20 protein-coding genes are annotated in these 20,980 nt (G+C 71.4%); 9 read left to right on the forward strand and 11 right to left on the reverse strand.

Features of this window, described 5'->3' with window-relative positions; genetic code table 11:
- Positions 1–3: 3 nt before the first annotated feature.
- Entirely contained in the window at positions 4–1,122 is a 1,119-nt protein-coding gene (locus tag ELQ39_RS18380; protein WP_242592844.1) for an ADP-ribosylglycohydrolase family protein, read from the forward strand.
- Between the two features lie 143 nt (positions 1,123–1,265).
- On the opposite strand, the gene ELQ39_RS18385 is transcribed toward ELQ39_RS18380, so the two are convergent.
- From ELQ39_RS18385 to ELQ39_RS18395, 3 genes are all read right to left on the reverse strand, one after another.
- Positions 1,266–2,819, reverse strand: coding sequence for a sodium:solute symporter family protein (locus ELQ39_RS18385; protein ID WP_190002874.1), 1,554 nt, complete (start codon positions 2,817–2,819; stop codon positions 1,266–1,268).
- Positions 2,820–3,059: 240 nt separating this feature from the next.
- Positions 3,060–4,958 (reverse strand): MFS transporter, encoded by a 1,899-nt coding sequence (locus ELQ39_RS18390; protein WP_242592845.1) that lies wholly within the window; start codon positions 4,956–4,958, stop codon positions 3,060–3,062.
- A 133-nt stretch (positions 4,959–5,091) separates the two neighbouring features.
- The gene (locus ELQ39_RS18395) at positions 5,092–7,914 is read right to left on the reverse strand and encodes a D-alanyl-D-alanine carboxypeptidase (protein WP_242592847.1); all 2,823 of its coding nucleotides are present in this window, start codon (positions 7,912–7,914) and stop codon (positions 5,092–5,094) included.
- Between the two features lie 223 nt (positions 7,915–8,137).
- On the opposite strand from ELQ39_RS18395, the gene ELQ39_RS18400 reads away from it, so the two are divergent.
- The 3 genes from ELQ39_RS18400 (at position 8,138) to ELQ39_RS18410 (ending at position 10,491) form a co-directional block, all read left to right on the forward strand.
- Complete coding sequence (locus ELQ39_RS18400) at positions 8,138–8,890, forward strand: GOLPH3/VPS74 family protein (protein WP_242592849.1); 753 nt, start codon at positions 8,138–8,140, stop codon at positions 8,888–8,890.
- Between the two features lie 329 nt (positions 8,891–9,219).
- Entirely contained in the window at positions 9,220–10,077 is an 858-nt protein-coding gene (locus tag ELQ39_RS18405; protein WP_225628804.1) for a helix-turn-helix domain-containing protein, read from the forward strand.
- 225 nt (positions 10,078–10,302) lie between these two features.
- On the forward strand, positions 10,303–10,491 hold the full coding sequence (locus ELQ39_RS18410; RefSeq protein ID WP_019524127.1) for a DUF397 domain-containing protein: 189 nt from the start codon (positions 10,303–10,305) through the stop codon (positions 10,489–10,491).
- 192 nt (positions 10,492–10,683) lie between these two features.
- Here ELQ39_RS18410 and ELQ39_RS18415 read toward each other — a convergent pair whose 3' ends face one another.
- From ELQ39_RS18415 to ELQ39_RS18425, 3 genes are all read right to left on the reverse strand, one after another.
- Positions 10,684–11,559 carry a MerR family transcriptional regulator gene (locus tag ELQ39_RS18415; RefSeq protein WP_242592851.1) on the reverse strand — a complete coding sequence of 292 codons (876 nt, stop codon included), beginning with the start codon at positions 11,557–11,559 and terminating at the stop codon, positions 10,684–10,686.
- Between the two features lie 62 nt (positions 11,560–11,621).
- Positions 11,622–12,131 carry a glutathione peroxidase gene (locus tag ELQ39_RS18420; protein WP_242592853.1) on the reverse strand — a complete coding sequence of 170 codons (510 nt, stop codon included), beginning with the start codon at positions 12,129–12,131 and terminating at the stop codon, positions 11,622–11,624.
- 82 nt (positions 12,132–12,213) lie between these two features.
- Positions 12,214–12,900: a nucleotidyl transferase AbiEii/AbiGii toxin family protein gene (locus ELQ39_RS18425; protein ID WP_242592854.1), complete on the reverse strand. Its 687-nt coding sequence runs from the start codon at positions 12,898–12,900 to the stop codon at positions 12,214–12,216.
- A 127-nt stretch (positions 12,901–13,027) separates the two neighbouring features.
- Here ELQ39_RS18425 and ELQ39_RS18430 point away from each other — a divergent pair, with 127 nt between their 5' ends.
- Complete coding sequence (locus ELQ39_RS18430; protein ID WP_225641218.1) at positions 13,028–13,663, forward strand: DUF4352 domain-containing protein; 636 nt, start codon at positions 13,028–13,030, stop codon at positions 13,661–13,663.
- 4 nt (positions 13,664–13,667) lie between these two features.
- Here the strand turns inward: ELQ39_RS18430 and ELQ39_RS18435 are convergent, their stop codons facing one another.
- Complete coding sequence (locus ELQ39_RS18435; RefSeq protein ID WP_242592856.1) at positions 13,668–14,666, reverse strand: helix-turn-helix transcriptional regulator; 999 nt, start codon at positions 14,664–14,666, stop codon at positions 13,668–13,670.
- Positions 14,667–14,977: 311 nt separating this feature from the next.
- Here ELQ39_RS18435 and ELQ39_RS18440 point away from each other — a divergent pair, with 311 nt between their 5' ends.
- The 3 genes from ELQ39_RS18440 (at position 14,978) to ELQ39_RS18450 (ending at position 16,926) form a co-directional block, all read left to right on the forward strand.
- A complete protein-coding gene (locus ELQ39_RS18440; RefSeq protein ID WP_190002866.1) occupies positions 14,978–15,331 on the forward strand; it encodes a hypothetical protein in 354 nt (117 codons plus the stop codon).
- 89 nt (positions 15,332–15,420) lie between these two features.
- On the forward strand, positions 15,421–16,092 hold the full coding sequence (locus ELQ39_RS18445; RefSeq protein ID WP_242592858.1) for an enoyl-CoA hydratase-related protein: 672 nt from the start codon (positions 15,421–15,423) through the stop codon (positions 16,090–16,092).
- Between the two features lie 387 nt (positions 16,093–16,479).
- Positions 16,480–16,926, forward strand: coding sequence for an SRPBCC family protein (locus tag ELQ39_RS18450; protein WP_242592860.1), 447 nt, complete (start codon positions 16,480–16,482; stop codon positions 16,924–16,926).
- Positions 16,927–17,091: 165 nt separating this feature from the next.
- Here the strand turns inward: ELQ39_RS18450 and ELQ39_RS18455 are convergent, their stop codons facing one another.
- A complete protein-coding gene (locus tag ELQ39_RS18455) occupies positions 17,092–17,511 on the reverse strand; it encodes a hypothetical protein (protein WP_242592862.1) in 420 nt (139 codons plus the stop codon).
- A 620-nt stretch (positions 17,512–18,131) separates the two neighbouring features.
- On the opposite strand from ELQ39_RS18455, the gene ELQ39_RS18460 reads away from it, so the two are divergent.
- On the forward strand, positions 18,132–18,641 hold the full coding sequence (locus ELQ39_RS18460; protein ID WP_242592864.1) for a hypothetical protein: 510 nt from the start codon (positions 18,132–18,134) through the stop codon (positions 18,639–18,641).
- A gap of 370 nt (positions 18,642–19,011) precedes the next feature.
- Here the strand turns inward: ELQ39_RS18460 and ELQ39_RS18465 are convergent, their stop codons facing one another.
- The 3 genes from ELQ39_RS18465 to ELQ39_RS18475 all read right to left on the reverse strand — a co-directional run bounded on the left by ELQ39_RS18465 (position 19,012) and on the right by ELQ39_RS18475 (position 20,955).
- Positions 19,012–19,563, reverse strand: a complete 552-nt coding sequence (locus tag ELQ39_RS18465) for a hypothetical protein (RefSeq protein ID WP_242592866.1) — start codon at positions 19,561–19,563, stop codon at positions 19,012–19,014.
- Between the two features lie 224 nt (positions 19,564–19,787).
- Positions 19,788–20,189: a hypothetical protein gene (locus ELQ39_RS18470; protein ID WP_242592868.1), complete on the reverse strand. Its 402-nt coding sequence runs from the start codon at positions 20,187–20,189 to the stop codon at positions 19,788–19,790.
- Between the two features lie 253 nt (positions 20,190–20,442).
- The gene (locus ELQ39_RS18475) at positions 20,443–20,955 is read right to left on the reverse strand and encodes a hypothetical protein (protein WP_242592870.1); all 513 of its coding nucleotides are present in this window, start codon (positions 20,953–20,955) and stop codon (positions 20,443–20,445) included.
- Between the last annotated feature and the right edge of the window lie 25 nt (positions 20,956–20,980).

Consider the following 20,980-nt stretch of genomic DNA (forward strand, 5'->3'; position numbering starts at 1 on the left):
TTGGTGGCTGGTACTGCCGGGCCCGTGTGGGGGCGCCGTGAGCAGCAGGATTTCCGCAGCCGGGTGCGCGGCACGCTGCTCGGCGTGGCCGTCGGCGACGCGCTGGGCGCGCCCGTGGACACCCTGGACCTCGACACGATCCGCCGGACCCACGGCGCGGAGGGCCTGACCGACCTCGCCCCCGCCTACGGCCGGCGCGGCGCCGTCACCCACCACACCCAGCTCACCCTCTTCACCGTGGACGGCCTGATCCGCGCCCAGGTGCGGCGCGACACCGGCGCCTGGCACCCGCCGACCGATCTGCACCGGGCGTATCTGCGCTGGGCCACCACGCAGCGGGACTGGGGCCCGGACGAGCGGCGCAGGGAGGACGGCTGGCTGGCCCGTGAGGAGTGGCTGTACGCCCGCCGCGCCCCCGCCCGCAGCCTGCTCCTCGGCCTGGGCGACGCGACGATGGGCACGCTGGACGCGCCCAAGAACCCCGGCGAGGCCGGCCCCGAGGCGGCGGCCCGGTCGGCGCCGTTCGGGCTGCTGGTCGGCTGGGACCCGCAGCTGGTGGCGCAGCTCGCCGTGGAGTGCGCGGCGCAGACCCACGGCCACCCGGTCGCCTGCCTCGCGGCGGGCGCGTACGCGGTGCTGGTGCACGCGGTGGCCCGGGGCGACAGCCTGGACACGGCGGTGCAGCGCACGCTCGCCCTGCTGGCCGCGCGGCCGGGCCACCAGCCGGTGACGGACGCCCTCCAGCGGGCGCTGGGCGCCGTACGGCAGGGGATGCCCGGAGCGGAGCGGGTCGCGGAACTGGCCGGCAACGCCACCGCCGAGGGCCTGCTGTCGGCCGCCGTGTACTGCGCGCTGGTCGGGGAGGACGTACGGCACGGGCTGTGCCTCGCCGTGAACCACGGCGGTCCCAGCGCGGCGGCCGGCGCTTTGACGGGCGGTCTGCTGGGCGCCCTGCACGGCGAGACGGCCCTCCCGCCGGCCTGGCTGGCCGAACTGGAGGGCCGCCCCACTGTCCTGGAGCTGGCCGACGACTTCGCGATGGAGATGACCCAGGGTCCCGCCCTCCACACCCCGGCGACCTCGTCCCCGGCCTGGCTCTCGCGGTATCCGCGGGGCGCCTGAGCCGGGGGTTTTCGCGCAGTTCCCCGTGCCCCTCGAGGGGCACGGGGAACTGCGCGAGCAACCACCCACCCACCCGCAGGTCCGGGGCCGAAGGGGCAGCACCCCTTGTGGACGGGAACGGGAAGGGGCGGCGGGGGCGAGAACTACGTCCTGTCCCGCACCGCCGCAGGGGACGGCACCGCTGCCGACGCACCCGAGTCGTCGTCGTCCGTGTTGACCCGCTCGATGATCGCCATCCTCCCCGGAGTGTCCTCCGGCTTCACGAACCCGACCACCACATAGAGCACCAGCGAAACCGCCAGCGGAACGGACACCTGGTACTCCAACGGCACCCCACCCTCCACCGACCAGTTGACCGGATAGTTCACCAGCCAGAACGCCACCAGCCCCAGCCCCCAGCTGGTCAGCGCCGCCGTAGGCCCGGACCGCCGGAAGGGCCGCAACAGCCCCAGCATCATCGGAATGGCGATCGGCCCCATCAGGCCGGCCACCCACTTGATCACCACGGTGATGATGTCCTTGAACGTCGGCGAGTCCACCTGCGTGGCCACCGCCATGGACAGCCCCAGGAACACCACGGTCGTGACCCGTGCCGCGACAAGACCCGACCGCTCGCCCCACGCCCGCGCCCGGGCGGACAGCACCGGCGCCACGTCCCGCGTGAACACGGCCGCGATCGCGTTGGCGTCGGAGGAGCACATGGCCATCGTGTGGGAGAAGAACCCGACGATGACCAGCCCCAGCAGCCCGTGCGGCAGCAGCTGCTCGGTCATCAGGGCGTAGGAGTCGGACCCGTCCGCCTTCTGCGACTCGACCAGCAGGGGCGACATCCACATCGGGAAGAACAGCACCAGCGGCCAGACCAGCCACAGCACCGCCGACAGCCGTGCGGACCGTGCCGCCTCCCGCGCGTCGGAGGTGGCCATGTACCGCTGGGCCTGGTTGAGCATCCCGCCGTTGTACTCGAAGAGCTTGATGAAGAGGAACGCCAGCAGGAACACCGTGCCGTACGGCCCCACCAGCGGCTCCCCGTGGCCCTTCAGCTCCGGCTGGTCCCAGGCGCCGAGGAAGCCGCCGTGGTCGCCGAGCTCCAGCACGACCGCGACGAACATCGCGATGCCGGCCAGCAGCTGGATGACGAACTGGCCGAGTTCCGTCAGCGCGTCCGCCCACAGCCCGCCGATGGTGCAGTAGACGGCGGTGACCGCGCCGGTGATGAGGATGCCCTGGTTCAGCGAGACCCCGGTGAACACCGACAGCAGGGTCGCGATGGCGGCCCACTTGGCGCCCACGTCCACGATCTTCAGCAGCATCCCGGACCAGGCCAGCGCCTGCTGGGTGCGCAGGTCGTAGCGGCTCTTGAGGTACTCCAGCGGCGAGGCCACGTGGAGCCGGGAGCGCAGCCGGTTGATGCGCGGGGCGAACAGCCTGGAGCCGATGGCGATGCCGAGGGCGATGGGGAAGGACCAGGTGACGAACGAGGTGACGCCGTAGGTGTAGGCGATGCCGGCGTACCCGGTGAACATCACCGCGCTGTAGCCCGACATGTGGTGGGAGATCCCGGAGAGCCACCAGGGCATCTTGCCGCCGGCGGTGAAGAAGTCGCTGACGTTGTCCACCCGCTTGTGCGACCAGACACCGATGGCGACCATCACGGCGAAGTAGCCGATGAGCACCGCCCAGTCGAGACCGTTCATGTCCCCCCTTCCAGGGTCCGCCTTGTGAACACCGCTCAGCTGGTTGGCACTTCGCCTGAGCGGGGCAGGAAATCGGAAGGGTGCGAAGTGCCCGCTCATCGTGGGCGCTGTGGCGGGAGCACGACAAGAAAACGGAAGGTCAAGACAGGGTAAAAACGTTCGACAAGTTGACCTCTGTTCACTGACCTGAACGATGCAGGCACAAGAAGAAGCCCCGGGGAACCCTCCCCGGGGCCTGCCTCAGCGCAGCTCCTCGGGGCACGGCGTCCCCCGCTCACCCCACTTGTACGGCGCCGCCAGCCGGTACGTCCCCGCCTCGGGGGCCAGCAGCACCGTCCACTGGTCGCCGTTGGCGTCCTCCTCCGTCTCCATCAGGCAGCCGTGCACGTTCTCGAACGTCTTCGGCTCGCCGTCGGGACGGTTCTCGGACTCCTCCGTCTCCTGCGGCGGGTCCAGCGCCTTGCCCTCGGCGTCGACCAGACCCAGCCACGGCGAGTACGGCACGCGGATCAGGATCCGGCCCGGCTTCTCCACCCGCAGCGTCCACTCACCCTGCTCGGCGCGCTCCACGACCGTGTGGGGCTCCGCCAGCGGGGTCGGCGCCTGCACCTCGAACAGCTGCCAGTTCGCGTCGCCCCAGACCTGCTTCAGATACGGCAGCCCGCGCTGCACCAGCTCCCGCTCGCGCTGGCCGCCGTCACCGTCCGGCTCGTCCTTCGGCAGCACCACGTAGTGCACGCCCCAGCGCTTCAGCCACTCGTGGTAGTTGGCCGCGTTGAGGGTGTCGTCGTAGAAGAGCGGGTTGCGCTCCATGTCGGCCTGACGGTTCCAGCCGCGCGCCAGGTTCACGTACGGCGCCAGCGCGGACGCCTCGCGGTGCGAGCGGGCCGGGACGACCTCCACCCGGCCCCGCTCGGCGCCGACCTCCTGGAGCTCGTTCACCAGCGGCGCCAGCTCACGCGCCCAGGACGCGGCCGGCGTCGTGTTCACCACGTCGTTCACCGACTTCACGCCGATCCAGCAGGTGAAGCCGACCACGGCGACGACCAGCGCGTACCACCTGCGGGACCGGGGCTCGGCGAACGGCAGCGCCGCCACCAGCACCACACCGCCGAACAGCATCGCGAGCCGGGTCATGTTCGACCCGATCTGGGAGCTGATCAGCCAGACCAGCAGCACCCCGAGCCCGTACACCGCCGCCGTGATCCGGACCGTCTTCCAGTCCTTCGGCACCAGGACGTACACCAGCACCGAGTACACGAACGGCAGGACGACCGAGCCGAAGCCCATCGGCTGCGTGCCGGAGAACGGGAACAGCCACGCCGACACCGCGACCACCGCGCTGGGCGCGAGCCCCAGCGCCCAGGCCCCCGGCCGGCGCTTCTGCAGGAACAGCGCCACCGCCACCAGGCCCACGAACAGGCCCGCGACCGGCGAGGCCATCGTCGCGAGCGCCGCCAGCGGGGCCGCGCACAGCGCCTTCGCCCACCGCTTGTACCGCCACCGGTACGGCCAGCAGAAGACGACCGCGACCGCGCCGAGCCCGAACATCGTGCCCAGCCCGTACGTCACCCGGCCGGACGCGGCGTTGCACAGCAGCGCGAAGACGCCCGCGAGCGCGGCCCACAGGGGATTGCGCACGGACCGGCTGCGCATCAGCACCAGCGTGAGCAGACCCGCCGTCACCGTGCCGGCGATCATCATGGTGGTCCGCACGCCGAGCAGCGACATCAGGTACGGCGACACCACGCTGTACGACACCGGGTGCATGCCGCCGTACCAGGCGAGGTTGTACGCGGAGTCGGGGTGCCGGCCCACGAACTCGGCCCACGCGTCCTGCGCGGCGAGGTCGCCGCCGCTGTTCGCGAAGGTGAAGAACCAGACGACGTGCAGCAGCCCGGACAGCGCGGTGACCGACAGCACGGGGTGGCGCAGCATGCGGGCGCGCACGGCGAGGACGGCGGCCTTCGCCCGCCCGCTCCGGCCCGGGGGGTCACCCCCCGGAGGAGCACCGGGAGGGGCGTCCCCGTCCGGCGTCCCTTCGGGAGCGCGCTCGGGTTCGTGCTCTGCGGGTATTCGCGGGCCGGCTCCCGGGCCCGGGCGCGCGTCGTCGGCGCGTGTCGGCTCCGCTGTCGCCACCTTCGGCACTCCCCGTGTTCCCGTTCATCGCCCGTTCACTGCCCGTTTCGTGACGCTAGCACGCACCCCGCGGACCGTCCGCCCGGGTGGGCGGCGGCCCGCGGGGTGCGGCCCTCGTCGATCCGCTGCCGGGTCAGGCGACGCGGGTCAGCCTGTCCGTGAAGCCGGGCTCCACGAGGTCCGCCTTCAGCGCGACCGGCACCTTGACGGCCCCGTTCTCGCCGTCGCCCACGGTGAGCGTGCCGACCTTCGTCCCGGCCTTCGCCGTGTGCGGCAGCTCCGTCCCGGCGAACGTCAGCTTCACCTCGAGCCCCGCCCAGCCGACGGCCTTGACGTCCTCGGTGACGGCGACGGGCGTACGGCCGCCGAGACCGTCGTCCACGTACCCGACGACCGTGCCCTTCCTCAGGATGTTCGCCGAGGTCAGCGCGTCCTGGGCGGCGCGCAGCGCGGGCTTGCTGACCTCGTTGACCGTGTCCAGGATCGACGGGCCCTTGTGCTGGCCGAGGATCGCGCCGACGACGGTGACCTCCTGGCCGCCCACCTTCTTGCGGGCGGCGAAGAGCAGGTTGCCGCCGGCCTTGGTGGTGGAGCCGGTCTTGATGCCGATCGCGCCCATCGTGTAGGGCAGCTCGTTGTAGTTGCTCCAGTACTGCCCGCTCGGGTCCGTCCAGCTGGCCGCGCTGGTGATGGCCACCATGGCCGGGTTCCTCATGGCCGCGATGCCGAGCTTCGTCTGGTCCTCGGCGGTGGAGACGGTGGTCTCCTTCAGCCCCGAGGGGTCGGTGTACGTCGTGTTGGTCATCCCCAGCTCCTTGGCGGTGTCGTTCATCTTCTTGACGAACGCCTCCTCGGAGCCCGCGTCCCAACGCGCCAGCAGACGCGCGATGTTGTTCGCGGAGGGGATCATGACGGCCGACAGCGCCTGCTTCTCGGTGAGGAAGTCACCGGCCTTGACGGTGTTGAGCGTGGACTCGCCGTCCTTGTCGTAGCCGCCCTCCTCCTCCGCCTTCGCGTCGACCTCGATCTTCGGGCCTTCCTCACCGGGCTTCAGCGGGTGCTCGCGCAGGATGATGTACGCCGTCATGGTCTTGGCGACCGAGCCGATGGCGACCGGCTTCTGCTCACCGAAGTGGTCCATCGTGCCGATGCCGTCGCCGCTCATCCACCCCTGTCCCTCGCCCGGCCAGGGCAGCTTCACCGGGTCACCGTCGAAGGTGTGGGTGTCCTCCGCGGTGAGCGCCAGGGTGGGGGCGGGCAGCGGCCGGACGTTCTGCACGATCGCGAAGACGATCAGCAGCAGGATCACCAGCGGCGTCCAGATCTTGATCCGCCGCACGGCCGTCCGCAGCGGGGTCTGCGGGGGCGGCGGGGTGTTGGTCAGCTCGGCCAGCAGGTCCAGCGGCGGCTTCGGCGGCAACGGCTGCTGCGTCGTCCGCTCCGGGCCGACCTGCGGCAGGAACGTCGTCGACTCGGCCGGCGCGGGACCGCCCTGGCGCGGGGCCCCTATGGCGGGGTCGGGCTTCAGCGCGACGAACTTGCTGGTCCGCTCGGCCTCGCCGGCACCGGCGCCCGTACGCGCGGCGGCGTCGCCCAGCTTGAGCATGGTGGTCGGCTGGTCGACGGCCGGCCCGGCGGGCCGGGGCGCCCGGAACACGGCGGTGGGCTGATCGACGGGGGCGTCGTCGCCGGTGCGGCCGTCCTCGTCGCGGTCGGCGTCGGGGGTTTCGGAGTCGCGCTTGCCACCGTCGGTCCCGGCGTCGCCGGTCTCGTCGGTGCCCTTGCCGCCGCCGGTGGTGCCGTCGGCGTCCTGGGCGGTGCTCTCGCCGGCGTCGGCCTTGGCCGCGGCAGCCCCGGCGGCGGTCCTGCCGGTGCTCCCGCCGGCGTCGGTCCTGTCGTCGCCCCGGGCGCCGGCGCCGATTCCGTCAGGCGTGGCGTCGGAGTCCTTGGCGTCGACCTCGCCACCGTCGGTACCGGCGTCGCGGGTCTTGGGGGTCCCCTTGGCATCGGCCTCGCCGTCACCGGCCTCGCCGTGGCCGGGCGCGGCTGCCACACCGGCGGCGGGCTTGCCGCTGCCCCTGCCGTCGCCCTTGCCCTCGCCGGCCTCGGCCGTGGCTTCCCTGCCGTCGCGAGCTTCGTCGCCTGCCGCGCGCGCGGCTTCCTTGCCCTCGCCGGCCTTGGACGCAGCCGCGTCGCTCTCGTCGGCCTTGGACGCAGCCGCCTTGCCCTCGTCGGCCTTGGACGCAGCCGCCTTGCCCTCGTCGGCCTTGGACGCAGCCGCCTTGCCCTCGTCGGCCTTGGACGCAGCCGCCTTGCCCTCGTCGGCCTTGTCCGCGGCAGCTGCCGCCTCGCCGGCTTCGTTCTCGGCGTCCGCGCCCTCGGCGTTCTCGTCCTCGGAGGTCGCGCCCTTCGGCGCCTCGCCCTCCGGGCCGTCGCCCTGGTCGTCGTCCTCGGCGGCGGCGTCACCGGACGGGGCGGCGTCCTCGGTCACGCCACCGGACGGACGCCCGTCCTCACCGGCGGGACCGCCCTCACGGGGGCTCTCGTCGCTCGCGGCGGGCTCGACGCCCTCCGCGTCCCCGTCGACGCCGGAGGCGTCCGAGGAGCCCTCCGCGGCGTCCCCGGACTTCGGCTCGGCCGTCCGCACCCACGCCGCGACGGCCTCCCGCAGACGTCCGCCACCGTCCCCCGCGCCCTCGCCACGCCCCTCGGCATCGACGTCGTCGCCGGCCTCGGCATCCGCATCGGGGCCCTTGGCGGCCTGCGGCACCGACAGCACCCGCGTGGCCGTGTCGGCCTTGCGGCTGCTCCCGGAGTCGCCCTCCCCGCGGGCGACCGCGAGGCGGGGATCCTGCTTCTCGGGAACCGGCCCGGCGCTCCCCGACGTCTGTTCTGCCGACGACTCGCGCTGCTTCGACCTGTCGGGGGACTCGCCCGCCACCGATGCCTCCTCCATGCGCCGCACGCCCCGCGTGCGCCAACCGAACCGTGAACCGCCCGCCCGTGACACCGCTCCGAAGCGCTGTCCGAACCATGTACCAGTGTCCTGTGTGCGGGCTTACCCCACGCGGTAGACGAGAACGACATACCTACCGGTTCCACTACGAACCGGTCACGCACCCTCGACAGACCAATGTGAGAGGGGTCACCCTGTCATTCATCCACGCGGGGAGGCATGGATGGGCAGGAGCCGCAGAACACTTCCGGAGGAGCTTCTGCTGCTGGCACTGGACCCGGCCACGGGTACCACTGCACAGCCGCAGTCGCTCGACCTCGGTCTGGCCGGAGCACAGCTAGTGGAGCTGGCGCTGGCCGGACGGATAGCCCCAGACGGGGATCGTATCGCCGTGGTGGTGCCACGGCCGACTGGAGACCCAACACTGGACTGCGCACTGGAGTTGCTGCGAAGGCGCGGCGCTCCGGTACGGGCGGTCCACTGGATCGGCGGGCCGCGTCTCGGGCTCCGCCAGACCTACCTCTCGCATCTGGAGCGCTGCGGCATGGTGCACGCCGTGGCCGGCCAGATGTGCGGGGTGCTGCCGACGACCCGGTACCAGGCGACGGACACCGAGATCAGCCGGGAGATCAGGGCCCGGCTGGACTCCGCGATCCGCACCGGCGTCCCGCCGGACCCGCGGACCGCGGCGCTCGCCGCGCTGGCCCACGCGGTCGGCCTCGGCAAGCACCTGTACCCGGGGAACGAGGGCCGGTCCTCGCGCTCCCGGTTGCGGGACCTGATCCGGCACGACCCGATGGGCGGACTCGTCGCACACGCGGTGATGGACGTCCAGAACGGCGTCGCGACCCAGCCGCGCCGCAGCTCCGCACCGGCGGGCCGGCAGGCCCCCGGCGGCAGGGGCGCACCGGAGCCCGCCCGCGGCGTTCCGGCGCAACCACGCCGCGGATCCATGGCACGCGCCGTCGCCCACTGAGCCGTACGTCCCCCGGGCTCGGCAGGGCGCACCACCGGATCCACGGCACCGCAGACCCGGTCACGGGAGCCGCTGTCCGAGCGGGGCGGAGAGAACACACGGGCTCTCTCCGCCCCGCTCGGCGTGCCCGCGGGCACGCCGAAGCGCGGCCGCACGGCCGTGAACTGGCGTGTACCGGTCGTATATCCACCATTTCCCAGCGGTAGTACGCACGTTGGTGGCAGTCTGCTCAACGGGTCGTCGAGTCATCGAGCAGACACACAAAGTGGCAGTACGAAGTCCAGGTACACAGTGCAAGTACGAGGCACGCAGCCGGAGGTGCACGTCCCGTGGCGTCCAATGTCAATCCCACCGTCCGGCGGCGCCGGCTCGGCCAGGAGCTGCGCCGGCTCCGTGAGCTGAAGGGCATGACGGCCGAGGAGGTCGCGGAGCGGCTGCTGGTGTCGCAGTCGAAGATCAGCCGGCTGGAGAACGGCCGCCGCAGCATCAGCCAGCGCGACGTGCGCGACCTGTGCGGGGTGTACGAGGTCGAGGACCAGCGGATCGTCGACTCGCTGATGCAGATGGCCAAGGACTCCCGCCAGCAGGGCTGGTGGCACGCGTTCGGCGACATCCCGTACAGCGTCTACATCGGTCTGGAGACGGACGCGGAGTCGCTGCGGGTGTACGAGCCGCAGATCATCACCGGCCTGCTGCAGACCCGCCCGTACGCCGAGGCGATCGTGCAGGGCGGCTCGCCGGAGTCCAGCGAGCAGGACAACGACAAGCGGGTGGAGGTGCGGCTGCGCCGGCAGAGCCGGATCACCGCCGAACAGGACCCGCTGCGCCTGTGGGTGGTGCTCGACGAGGCCGCGCTGCACCGCGTCGTCGGCAGCCGCCAGGTGATGCGCGAACAGCTCGAGCACGTCCTGGAGCTGAGCCAGCTGCCGCACATCACCGTGCAGGTGCTGCCGTTCGAGGTCGGCGCGCACGCGGGCATCAACGGCCAGTACTCCATCCTGGAGTTCGCCGACGCGGCCGACTCCAGCGTGGTCTACATCGAGGGCGTCACCAGCGACCTGTACCTGGAGAAGCCGCACGACGTGCAGAAGTACACGGTGATGTACGAGCACTTGAGGGCGCAGTCGCTGAACGTGGAGCAGTCGCGGCGGCTGGTGGAGCGGCTCGCCAAGGAGTACGCACGCTGAACTCCCGTTACGGGAGCGGCGAATGATACACCGACGGCAGGTACGGCCGTAAGCCCCGCTCGGAATATGCCATCCGGTCGAGTGAACGACACCTCCGGACGCCGAAGGTGACGAGTAGCGTCGATCACGCCAACCAGCACCGACGGTTGGCGCAATCCGTTCTGCGGTCCACGCCGGAATGCGCAGGCCGGTGACAGCAACTCAGCATCTGGCTACGGAGCGAACATGGCAATTCGTCTGGGCGCCACGGAAACGTGGACGACGTCCTCCTACACCAACAACAACGGCGCGTGCGTGATGGTCAGGTCGACCACCGAGGAGGCGCTGGAGCTCGGGGACACCAAGATCCCCGAGGGTCCGAAGCTGGCGTTCCCGGCCGACGCGTGGAACGCCTTCGTAGCCTCGGTCAAGTAGTCCTGACGCCCTCCGGCGGCAGGCGGCAGCACCACCGACAGGCCCTCTCGACGAGTCCGCCGTCCTTGCCGAGAGGGCCGGCCCACGCCCGCAGGGCGCCCCCGGCCCGGCCCACCGGGAGACGGCGGACCGGCCGCGGGAACCCCGCGACCGGCCGCACGTCACCGCGTTCGTCGCTCAGCCCGCTGTCGCCTACGCCTCCGCGACCGGGAAGGCGACGTCGCACACCGGGTCCTCCGGGCCTGCCGCGTCCCAGTCCGCGAAGTAGATCTCACGGCACGGGCCCGCGTACGTCAGCCCCTGCTCCCGCATCCACGCCTCCACCGCCTCGAAGGCGGCCAGGATCTGCGGGTGCGCGACCTGCGCCTTGGCGATCCGGGTGCGGGCCAGCCGCATCGCCGGCTCCACCCGCACCGTCGTCCCCCGCGCCCGGCCCCGCTCCGCGGCCCACGCACGGGCCGCCGCCTCGTCGGCGACCGGCACGCACGCCTCCGCGGGCCCGTCGCTCTCCACCGACACCTCGGAGTGGTAGACGACGAACGGGGACCCGGTCACCCCGCCGCAGGCGCGGGCGCCCTCCTCCAGCCGTCCCAGCGACGCTCCGATCCACGCCGGCAGCTCGTCCGCCAGGATGTGCCGAGACTCGGTGATCACCACCTGCTCCGGCACGTCCACCGTCTCCACCGTGAACTTCCCGTACATCTCGAGGCTCCTCCCCGACAACCGTCCACGGAGATAGCCGGCGAGCGTCCGCTGCGAGGCGTGGCGCGCCTCGACCTCGGCCCAGTACGCGTCCAGCCGACGCGCCCGCGCCGCCCCGTCGCCCGCGTCCACCACCTCGGCGATCCGCGCCAGCGGCATGTCCAGCTGCCGCAACAGCGCCACCATCCGGGCCCGTTCGACCTGGGCCGCCCGGTAGTACCGGTAGCCGGTGTCCGCGTCGACCCGCGCCGGCGCCAGCAGCCCCAGCCGGTCGTACAGGCGCAGGGCCTTCGCCGACAGGCGGCTGCGGGCCGCGAACGCCCCGATGGAGAGCAGTTCCTCGTCCACGTCGGCATTCTCCGTCACCGGGCGGTCCCTCCGCCCGGTGACGGAGACGCTCGGCCCTGCCCCAGGGGCAAGGTCAACCGTCAGCCCAGAGCCTTCTCCACGGCCGCCACGACCTCCGCCGACTCCGGCTCCGTCTGCGGGGAGAAACGGGCCACGACGGCGCCGTCCCTGCCGACGAGGAACTTCTCGAAGTTCCAGCGGACGTCACCGCTGTGCCCCTCGGCGTCGGCGAAGCCCACCAGCCGCTCGTACAGCGGGTGCCGGCCGTCCCCGTTCACCTCGACCTTCTCGGTCATCGGGAACGTCACCCCGTACGTCGCCGAGCAGAACTCCGCGATCTCCTCCGCGGAGCCCGGCTCCTGACCGAGGAACTGGTTGCAGGGCACGCCGAGCACGGTGAACCCGCGCTCCGCGTACCGCTCGTGCAGCCGCTCCAGACCCTCGTACTGCGGGGTGAGACCGCACTTCGAGGCCACGTTCACGACGAGCACGGCACGGCCCGCGTACCGGGACAGGTCGGCCGGACCGCCGGTGAGGGCGCCGATCTCGACATCGAGCGGCGAGGCGCTGTTGTTCTCGGTAGTCGTCATGGGGCCGACCCTAGCCCCGCGCTCCGACGCCCATCCGGCCGCCCTGACCGGAATCCACCGTTCCCTGACCCTGGCCGCGGGGTCACTCCTCGGGGTCCTCGCCCTCCACGAGCCGCTCCGCGATGTCGTCCGCCCAGGCCAGTGCCCAGCGCCGCAACTCCTCGATCTCCGGCGCGTCCAGCCCCTGCGCACGGAACCCGCGGTCGTCGAGCCACTCCGTGCCGGTCAGCCGGGACTGCAGCTCGGCCAGGTCGAAGGTGTCGGGCGCGTGCCGGCGCCCCAGCTCCTCCAGCTCGGCCGGACTCCACCGGTCCGCGGCCGCGTGCACGTCCACGAGGTCACGCGGCAGCCCTCGGTCCGCCAGCGCCCGCACCCGCGTACCGACCAGGTCCTCCAGCGACAGCGCCGGACCGGCCGCGGTCGTCACCGGCGGCCGCCACAGCACCTCCTTGCGGAGGTCGACCCGCCACCGCGCCCCGGTCTCCTGGTCCCCGACGACCAGCCGCGCCGCCAGCGGATCGGCCGTCGGCGCCTCGACGGGCCACCCGCGCTCCTCCAGCCCCGCCCGCACCGCCCCGGCGATCTCGGCCATGCCCGCGGGATGCTCGGTGGCCAGATCCACGCCCTCGCTCACCCGGGCGTCCACCAGCCCGTGCGCCCGCACGGCCTCACCGCCGGCCAGGACCAGGCCGTACGGCGCACCGACGGCGAGCAGATCGGCCGCCAGCCGCTCGTGCACGGCGTCCACGCCGAGGGGAGGTGAGGTCATGCCCCGATTATCGCGGCGGGGACGCCGCACCACGATCGGGTGAATCCGTCCGGTACAGGGCAACGGGTCGCATACCTCGCAGGTCACCTACGCGCACGGAGCGAACGACCAGGAGGGATCCATCCCGGTGACCCAGCCGAACCACTCGAACGAGCAGCCGCCCCACATGAACCAGCAGCCGTATCCGCAGCCCGCGGGGTACGGCTTCCCCGGCACCCCGCCCCCGCCGCCCCGCAGGAGGGGCCGCTTCCTGAGGTCCGCGGGCTTCGGCTGTGCGGGCGTTCTCGGGCTCGTCGTCGTGATCGCCGCCCTGTCGGCGAGCGGCGGCGACTCCGACGACGGCGGGAACAAGGCCGCCGGCTCCTCCGTCAGCGACTCCGCCGGGGCGAAGGAGAAGAGCCCGGATGCGAAGAAGAAGGAGCCCGAGCAGGGCGGCGGCCCGGTGAAGCTCAGCGCGGAGCCCGCGGAGTTCAGCAAGAGCATCCTGGCCGACGGCAGCGACTACACCAGCGTGCGGGTCACCGTCGTCAACGACGGCGACGACGAGGTGAGCGTGAACCCGCTGTACTTCACGATCACCGACACCGACGGCACCAAGCACACCGTCGAACTCGGCGTGGACGAGGAGCAGATCGACACGGTGGACCTCGCCCCCGGCGAGAACATCTCCGGCACCGTCACCGGCAAGGGCACCTTCACCCCGAAGTACGTGACGTACACCGACGGCCTGCTGGGCGACCCGGTGCGCGTGAACGTCTCCTGAGACGTCAGTCCGGCCGCACGACGAAGGACTGGTCCGGGGAGTCCGCACAGGGCTCCTGGACGGCCTCCACGCCCTCGGTGACCGAGTCGTCGGCGGTGCCCACGCACCGCGCGCCCGGCACCGTACGGAACCGGTACGCACCGGGCGCGCCGGACGGGGCGGGCTCGAGCCGGAAGAGGGTCGCGCCGGCGCAGTCGTCCCGCGGCTCGAGCATGCCCTTCACCGGGCCGGTGTCCATGACGGTCAGACACCCCTTGCCGAGCTCGGGATGGTGCCACTGGACGCGGTACAGCCCGGCGCCGGCCGGTTCGAGGTACGTACGCGGCACCGGGGCCCCGGCGCAGGGGAGATGCACGGCGACGGCGCTGCCGTAGGCGCCGTGGCGGTCGCGTCCGTCGGTGAGGCACAGGCCGGTCCGCCCGGCGGGCCGGATCGTCACCCAGCCGTCGACGGACGCCCGCTGCTCGCCCCTGGCGACGGGGGTGTCGTCCCGGGTGTCCTCGTCCCCGGACTGCCAGGCCCGGACACCGGCGCCGGCGACGAGCAGGAGGGCGACGGCGGCGAGCGCGAGCAGGGTCTGCCGACGCCGCCGTGGCGTCCTGGCGGCGCCGGCCTCCCGGTCCTGCCCCACCGCACTCACCTCCTCGTGGTCCCCGCGCGGCGCGGGAGGGGACGCGGAGGAGGCAGGGGGCGACGCGGACGTGCCGCCGCCCCGTCCCGCGCTCCCCTCCGCGATCCTCTCCCGGGCGTCCAGCCAGTCCCCGACCCGCTGTCCGTCCCCGCAGGCGCGCACGAAGGCGGCCAGGACGTCGGGCCGGGGCAGACGGTCACGCCGGAGGACGTCGGCCAGGGTGCTGCGCGCCAGCACGTCCCCGTTCCGGCCGGCCTGCTCCTCCAGCTCGCGATAGGTCATCCCCGACAGCTCCTTGAGCCGCCTCATCGACTCGACGAAACCGGCGGCATCCTCGGCCGCGTACGGAGACGACTCACGCAGGTTCCCCATGCGTGCCATCCTGCTGCGGTCGTTGCACGCTGAACAACGGGGAAACCCGCCATGCGGCGCGCGCATGCCGGGACCCCGCGACCGTGCGCGTGCCGGCCCGTCGCGGCGGTGACGGGCCGTGGTCTCCCCCTCACCACGGCCCGTGCCCCCCGCCGACACCTCGACCTTGCCGGACGGCGGCGGCCGGACTCAACGGGAAGGGCCCGTCCCGGACAGCCGTGACCTTGTCCGGGCAGGTCAGAGGCGTGCCGTGGTCGTGTCCCGGACAGGGGGCGGCGCGCCGGGGAGCGCCCCCGCATAGAATCCGGGCCATGGTGAAGCCCGACGAGCTGATCGTAGACATCGCCGCCCGCGTGGAATCGGGGCAGAGCAGCCAGATGTCTTTGACCGTGGTCACCGGTGGTGCCGTCATCACCGGCCGGCTGGCTCCCGAATCCGTGTGGCGGAAGAGGGTCGCGGAGGTGCTGAAGGACTCGGACCGGCTCGCCGAGTTCGCCTCCGTCTTCGACGCCCCGGTGAAGCGGGAAGGCCCGCCCACCCACCTCCACTTCCACGTCGCCCGGATCATCCAGGGCACGGTCGGCGTCCCGGAGACGGGCGGCATGTACCGGGTGGCGATCGAGGACGTCAGCGCCTGGACGGTGGGCGACTTCAGCTACTCCTGACGCACGCCGACGTTCGGCGGCGTCTTGCGTTCCCTGCACCGGCCCCTTAAGTTACCGACCAGTAGGCCACAGGTGAACGGAGCGCCGCCATGCCCACGCTGGACCGCCACGAGAACGTCTTCGTCCTGGACCTGGGAGACGGCGAGAACCGCTTCCACCCCGACTGGATCGCCGCGGTCGGGGCCGCGCTCGACGAGGTGGAGAAGGCGGAGGGCCCGCGCGCCCTGGTGACGGCGGCGACGGGCAAGTTCTGGTCCAACGGCCTCGACCTGGAGTGGCTGTTCGCCAACGCGGACCACTACCACGCCTACGTGGTCTCGGTGCACGAGCTGTTCGCGCGGATGCTGTCGCTGCCGGTGATCACGGTGGCCGCGCTCCAGGGCCACACGTTCGCGGCCGGGGCGATGCTGTCCCTGGCGCACGACTTCCGCGTGATGCGCGCGGACCGCGGCTACTGGTGCCTCCCGGAGGCGGACATCGACATCCCGTTCACGCCCGGCATGTCGGCCCTCATCCGCGCGCGCCTGACCCCGCAGACGGCGCACGAGGCGATGACGACGGCGCGGCGGTACGGGGGAGCGGACGCGGCGGCGGCGTCGATCGTGGACCGGGCGGTCCCGGAGGCGGATGTGCGGGCCACGGCCGTGGCCTTGGCCGAGTCCCTCTCCGGCAAGGCCGGCAACACGCTGGGCACGATCAAGTCCCGCCTGTACACGGAGGTCCTGACGACCCTGAGGGACACGACGAACCCGCTGGGGTGACGGCACGACACGTCACCGGGCCCGAGGAGGGCGTCATCCCCTCAGCCACGTTCCGCGGAGGTCCCGGACGGCACCGGGCCCGGACATCCGGAGCCCTGCCCCTTCCTCCTCCGAGGTGCGCCTCACGGCCGTCGGCCGGCGACCTGAGCGCACGGCCCGCCCGACGCCGGTCCGACGCGGGCCGTCGACCGGCGTCCGGAGCAGTGAGTCGTGCTGCCACTCACCCGCCTGGATCCCTCGGACTGGGCACGCGGCACGAGGCGCCGGAAGCTGGGCCTCAAGCCCGCAGGACGGCCGGCAAGGCAGACCCGTCGCACCGGACCCCCCTCGAGCCCCGGAGGGGGCGGGTTCCCGCCTTCGTGCTGCCCATCTCCCAGGAGCGTGACCGTGGCCCGGAACCGTTGTCTGATCCAGAGCTCGCCCGCCGAAGTCTGGCGCCTGCTGTCCGACGGCCACCGGTACGGGGAATGGGTGACGGGAACTCAGCAGGTCCTCGCAGTGGACCCGCATTGGCCGGAGGTGGGCGCCCGACTGAAGGTACGCGTCGGCGCCGGCTCTCTGACGCTCGACGACACCTGTGTCGTCCGCATCTGCGAACCGCGACGCCGCCTGCAACTGGAGGCGAAGGCGGGGCCCTTCGGCGCAGCTCGCATCGCCATGAAGCTGACGCCCTGGGGCGAGCACACCCTCTTCACACTGGACTGGCACCCCCTCCGAGGCCCCGGCACACGCATGCACGGGTTGCCCGTCGACTACTTCGTCAGGGTCCGCAACGGCATGATGCTGACGAAGCTCGCCCGGATCGCGGTGCGCGAGCACACCGCGGCCGTCTGAGGAGGCGCACCGCGGAGAGGGAGACGGCGCACTGGGCGTGCAGGTCGGATGCGGGCGCGGCCGGAGGGCTTCGGCGCGCGAACGAGGAGCGGGTCCGGCCCGCGCCCGCGAAGCCAGGACGCGGCGAGTCCCGCGGCCACGGATCAGCAGGGCAAGAGTGGCGCGTCACCGCCAAGGGCGTGGTTCCCCCGAGCCGGGTTCCTGAAGACGGTCGAAGCCGGCGAGACGCGGCAGGACCACGAAGGGGAAGGACGCGCCATCGGGGGTCCTGAGGGCCGCCACGATGTCATGGTCCGGGGCGCCGAACACCTCGAAGTGCTGCACGGTGCAGTGCTCCATCACCTCGCGGATGTACGGATCCGACAGCCGCCAGTGGGCGCGGACGGCATCGGAGTCGCGGTAGAGCTGGAAGCTGTGCGCCAGCATCCGCTCCTCGTCGATGAAGACCTCCACCATGAGCTGAGGGCCGTGCTCCTGAGCGAATGCCACCGCCCGCGCGATGGCCTTCCGGAAACCGTCGAGGTGACCGTCCGTGATGCGCATGGTGTTACGGAAGAGAATGGTGCTGCTCTGCGTCATCTCCATGCGCCGAGTGTTGCGCCTCAACCAAGGTTGAGGTCAAGGGCGCGGCCCAGCCGGGGCACGTGGCCAGAGGGGTAGCCCGCCGGGACGTGGCTGCCCAGGGGCGGCGGTGTCGCCCAAATCTTCCAGAGAGAACACGGTGAGGGCGACCGCAGAGGCAGACGCTACTGGACGGGAGCGGTTACCGGGTTGCGGTACGGCGCTGCTGTGCCGCCATGGAGCCTCGCCGATCGCGTATGTGGGTCGGGGCGTGCCGCACCGTCTTGAGCACGGCAGCACATGGGTGAGAGACCCCGGTGCACTTGAGGTGTCGGAGACGGCCAGGCGCTACCGAAGGTTTTGACGCCTGAGGGCTTCTGGCCTTAGATCTTCGTCTGTCGAACATCTGGGAGCGCCCCGCCGCCGGAGACTCAACACGACCTGTCCACCTTCGTCTTGCCTCTCACTGGAGGCGAGGTTCAAAGATCCGAGCACTCTTCATGCGCCTTCGCCGTACCGCTGCCGGTGCTGCTCTTTCGATCGCTCTGCTCCTGACTGCCTGCAGCAGCGCCGAGTACAGCGGCCCTGCAGGCGGGACCGCAGCCAGGCCCTCCCTGCCCGACGCCACCCTTGAGGAGCTCACCATGGTGGGGACCGTCGCAGGCCTCCGGGTGACCGAGCCGGCCGAGGACCCGCTTCCGAAGGGTTCGTACCGGTCCGACAAGGACGAGTGCCTCCCCATTGCGCAGCTGGCCTTCACCGATACGCCGCGCCCCGCGACCGCCCGGGCCGTCCGCGAGTTCTCGGGCCCTGGCGGGTCGAACTCCGCCGTCGGCGGGTTGTGGGTGACTGTGCATCGGGGAGACGATGCCCGTTCGGCGATCGACGATATTCGCAAGGCGCTCACGGAGTGCTCGGGCAGCTTCAAGGTTCTCGGCGCCCCCATGGTCTACCGCGGCCTCGAACCAGCCCAGGCCCCGAATCTCGGCGACGAATCCGTCGGCTTCCGGTTCACCACCAGCCTCTCCAGCGTAAGCAGTCCCGCGACCTACGCCGTCGTCCGCACCGACAACATCCTCACCACGATGATGGTGATCACGGACACGCTCCCGCGGCCCCTTCTGGAGGCGCAGCTGGCGAAGCTCCCCGGCTGAGGAGGGCGCACAAGGGGTGCACAACGCATCAGGGCCAGGGAACCGGGCCTTGATCTCTGCTGCTTCAGCTGTCGGGACGACGGGATTCGAACCCGCGACCTCTTCGTGCCGACGCAACCTGGACGGGGCTGCCGCCTTGGGTTGGCGCGACTCCCACGTGGGGGCTGATGGTCCGCAGACGTCCGCGGATGGTCGTGGGCGTTGTCACGCAGTCAGACACTCACCCCTCGGGTTGGTGTGGCTCCTGCGGAGAGCCTCTCCTCAGTCATCCTCGCCGAAGCCGTATCGGATGTTCCCCCTGCTTGCAGGATGGGCCCCTAGATCCGCGGGGCTGAGCTCGTCATGGGCGCCTCGTGGTCGCCTTTGGTCGTCATCGGCCGCTGTCGAGCGGCCTCGGACGGCCCAGAGACAGCCCAGACTTCCGCTCATCAGGCGCTGCGGGAGGCGTGCCCGCGGCCGCAGTGGCTCTCCGATGCGCCCGCATCGCGGTTCGCAGGGCTTCGAGCTCGATCCGGGGGAACGGCCGGCCCCACTGGGCCTCGTAGGACTCTTCGCCCTGCTCGTAATCGATCCGGTCGAAAGCCCGGACGACCGACCGTGCGAGTGCCATGACGGTGTGGCGGCCCGACCAGAGAACCGCCCCCGAGCTGTCCGGGACCCGGGCGTCGTCGGCCAGGACCAGGCGGACATCGACCACAGCCCTGTCTCTGTGGAAAAACCACCGGTACACCTGTGGCTCTCCCTCCAACTCTGCCCGTGTGTTCTCGTCACCGAGGGCGAGCCGGGCAACGGCGTAGAGGAATTGCTCAGGCGCGTCAGTGACGTACGAAGCGATGGCCTCTGCCTCGCCGTGCTCGTCAACCACTTTGACGAGGGCCCAGCCGTGACTGTGCAGCGTCCATGTGATCGTCAGAGACGACATCTCCCCTCCTCCGCAGCGACCCTATGGCCCCTAGCGCAGTCGTGCGGCCGGGACCCAGCTTGACAAGCTGGGATCATTTGCGGCTGGTTCCAGCGATGACCTGGAACGGCATCGGTGCAGGCTCTTCGCATCCGATGGCTTCACCGTGGTTCCCCGCTGTTCTCCGCTCGATCCGGTGCGTCTGTGGTGCGGCGGTGGTACGACGCCCAGCTCGGTCCGCGTCCTTACCACTTCCGCCACTTGTCCGTGAGTTGGTAGCGGCCCAGTCCGTGGCGGGCGGTCAGTGCGACGACGTCGACGCCGTGCTCGGTGAGCGACTGGTCGATGTAGTCGCACAGCTCCTCGCGCTCGTCTGTTTCGAAGGCGCTTCCGTTGTGCGCTTCATCCACCGCGTTGAGGGCCAGGACGACGCGCTCCACTACAGCGAAGACCTGCTCGTCGCTGGCATCGTCAAGTCCGGCAAGCTGGTCCTCGAAGGTGTCGAGGACTGCATCGGTTGCCGTGAGCAGTTTCTCGGGGAACAGCCCTGCCATGCAGGCGCACTCGGGGTCCAGGGTGCCGGCGGCGATCTCCGCGGCTTCCTCCGCTATGCCTTGACGCCAGCACGTAGTCGGTCTTTCAGCCATGGGCGGGACCGTACAGGTCAGGACTGACAGCGAAGCCGACGTGGTACGGCCTCGAACACGACGAAGGGCCAGCCTGCGAGGAAACCCTTCCTAAGCTGGCCCTTCTGGCTGTGTCCCGGCAGGATTCGAACCTGCGACACCCGCTATGAGAGTTCTCAACAACCGCTCCGGGAGCCATCGGGGGCTGGTCCGGCAGTCGGCCGGGATGCTGCTGTATGTCGCCGTCCGGCCTCGTTGATGTCAGCCGCTGATGTCAGGAATCAGCGCTGACCTGGCAGCTCTCGTGCCGGCACTCGTCGTTTTGCAGATGCAGTCGCCGAAGGTCGTTCAGAGCTGCGCTGGGGAAGGAATGCTGTACCCACTTCTCCCTGTAGCCAGCTTCGCCGTGCGTCCGCAACACAGCCTCGGCGGCTTCCACGATCGCATGGCCAAGCGCGCTGCGCGGTTGCGCGGAGTGCCAGCAGCGTGCTCCTACGTCATCGGGGGCGTCCCAGCTCGTGGACATGTCCGGGAACCGGTAGATGATGATCTCCACGTCCTCCCCCCGACGTCGGAGCCGCCACCTCACCTCTGCGGGTTCGAGGTCGAAGGAGACCCGCTGGGAGTCGGCTGCTCCGTAGAGATCCGCCACTCCGCGCAACAGGTCGGAGAGAGCGTCAGTGCAATAGCTGACGGTGTCCACTCTCTCCGACGTGCCGTCGGCGAGTCGATACGTCGCCCACCCGGAACCACCCAATTCCCAGCTGAACTGCAGATCACCTGTCATCCCGCTCCCTCCCGCGTCAGTCACG

The organism is Streptomyces sp. GB4-14 (genome assembly GCF_022696125.1).
GTDB classification, from domain to species: Bacteria; Actinomycetota; Actinomycetes; order Streptomycetales; family Streptomycetaceae; genus Streptomyces; species Streptomyces werraensis.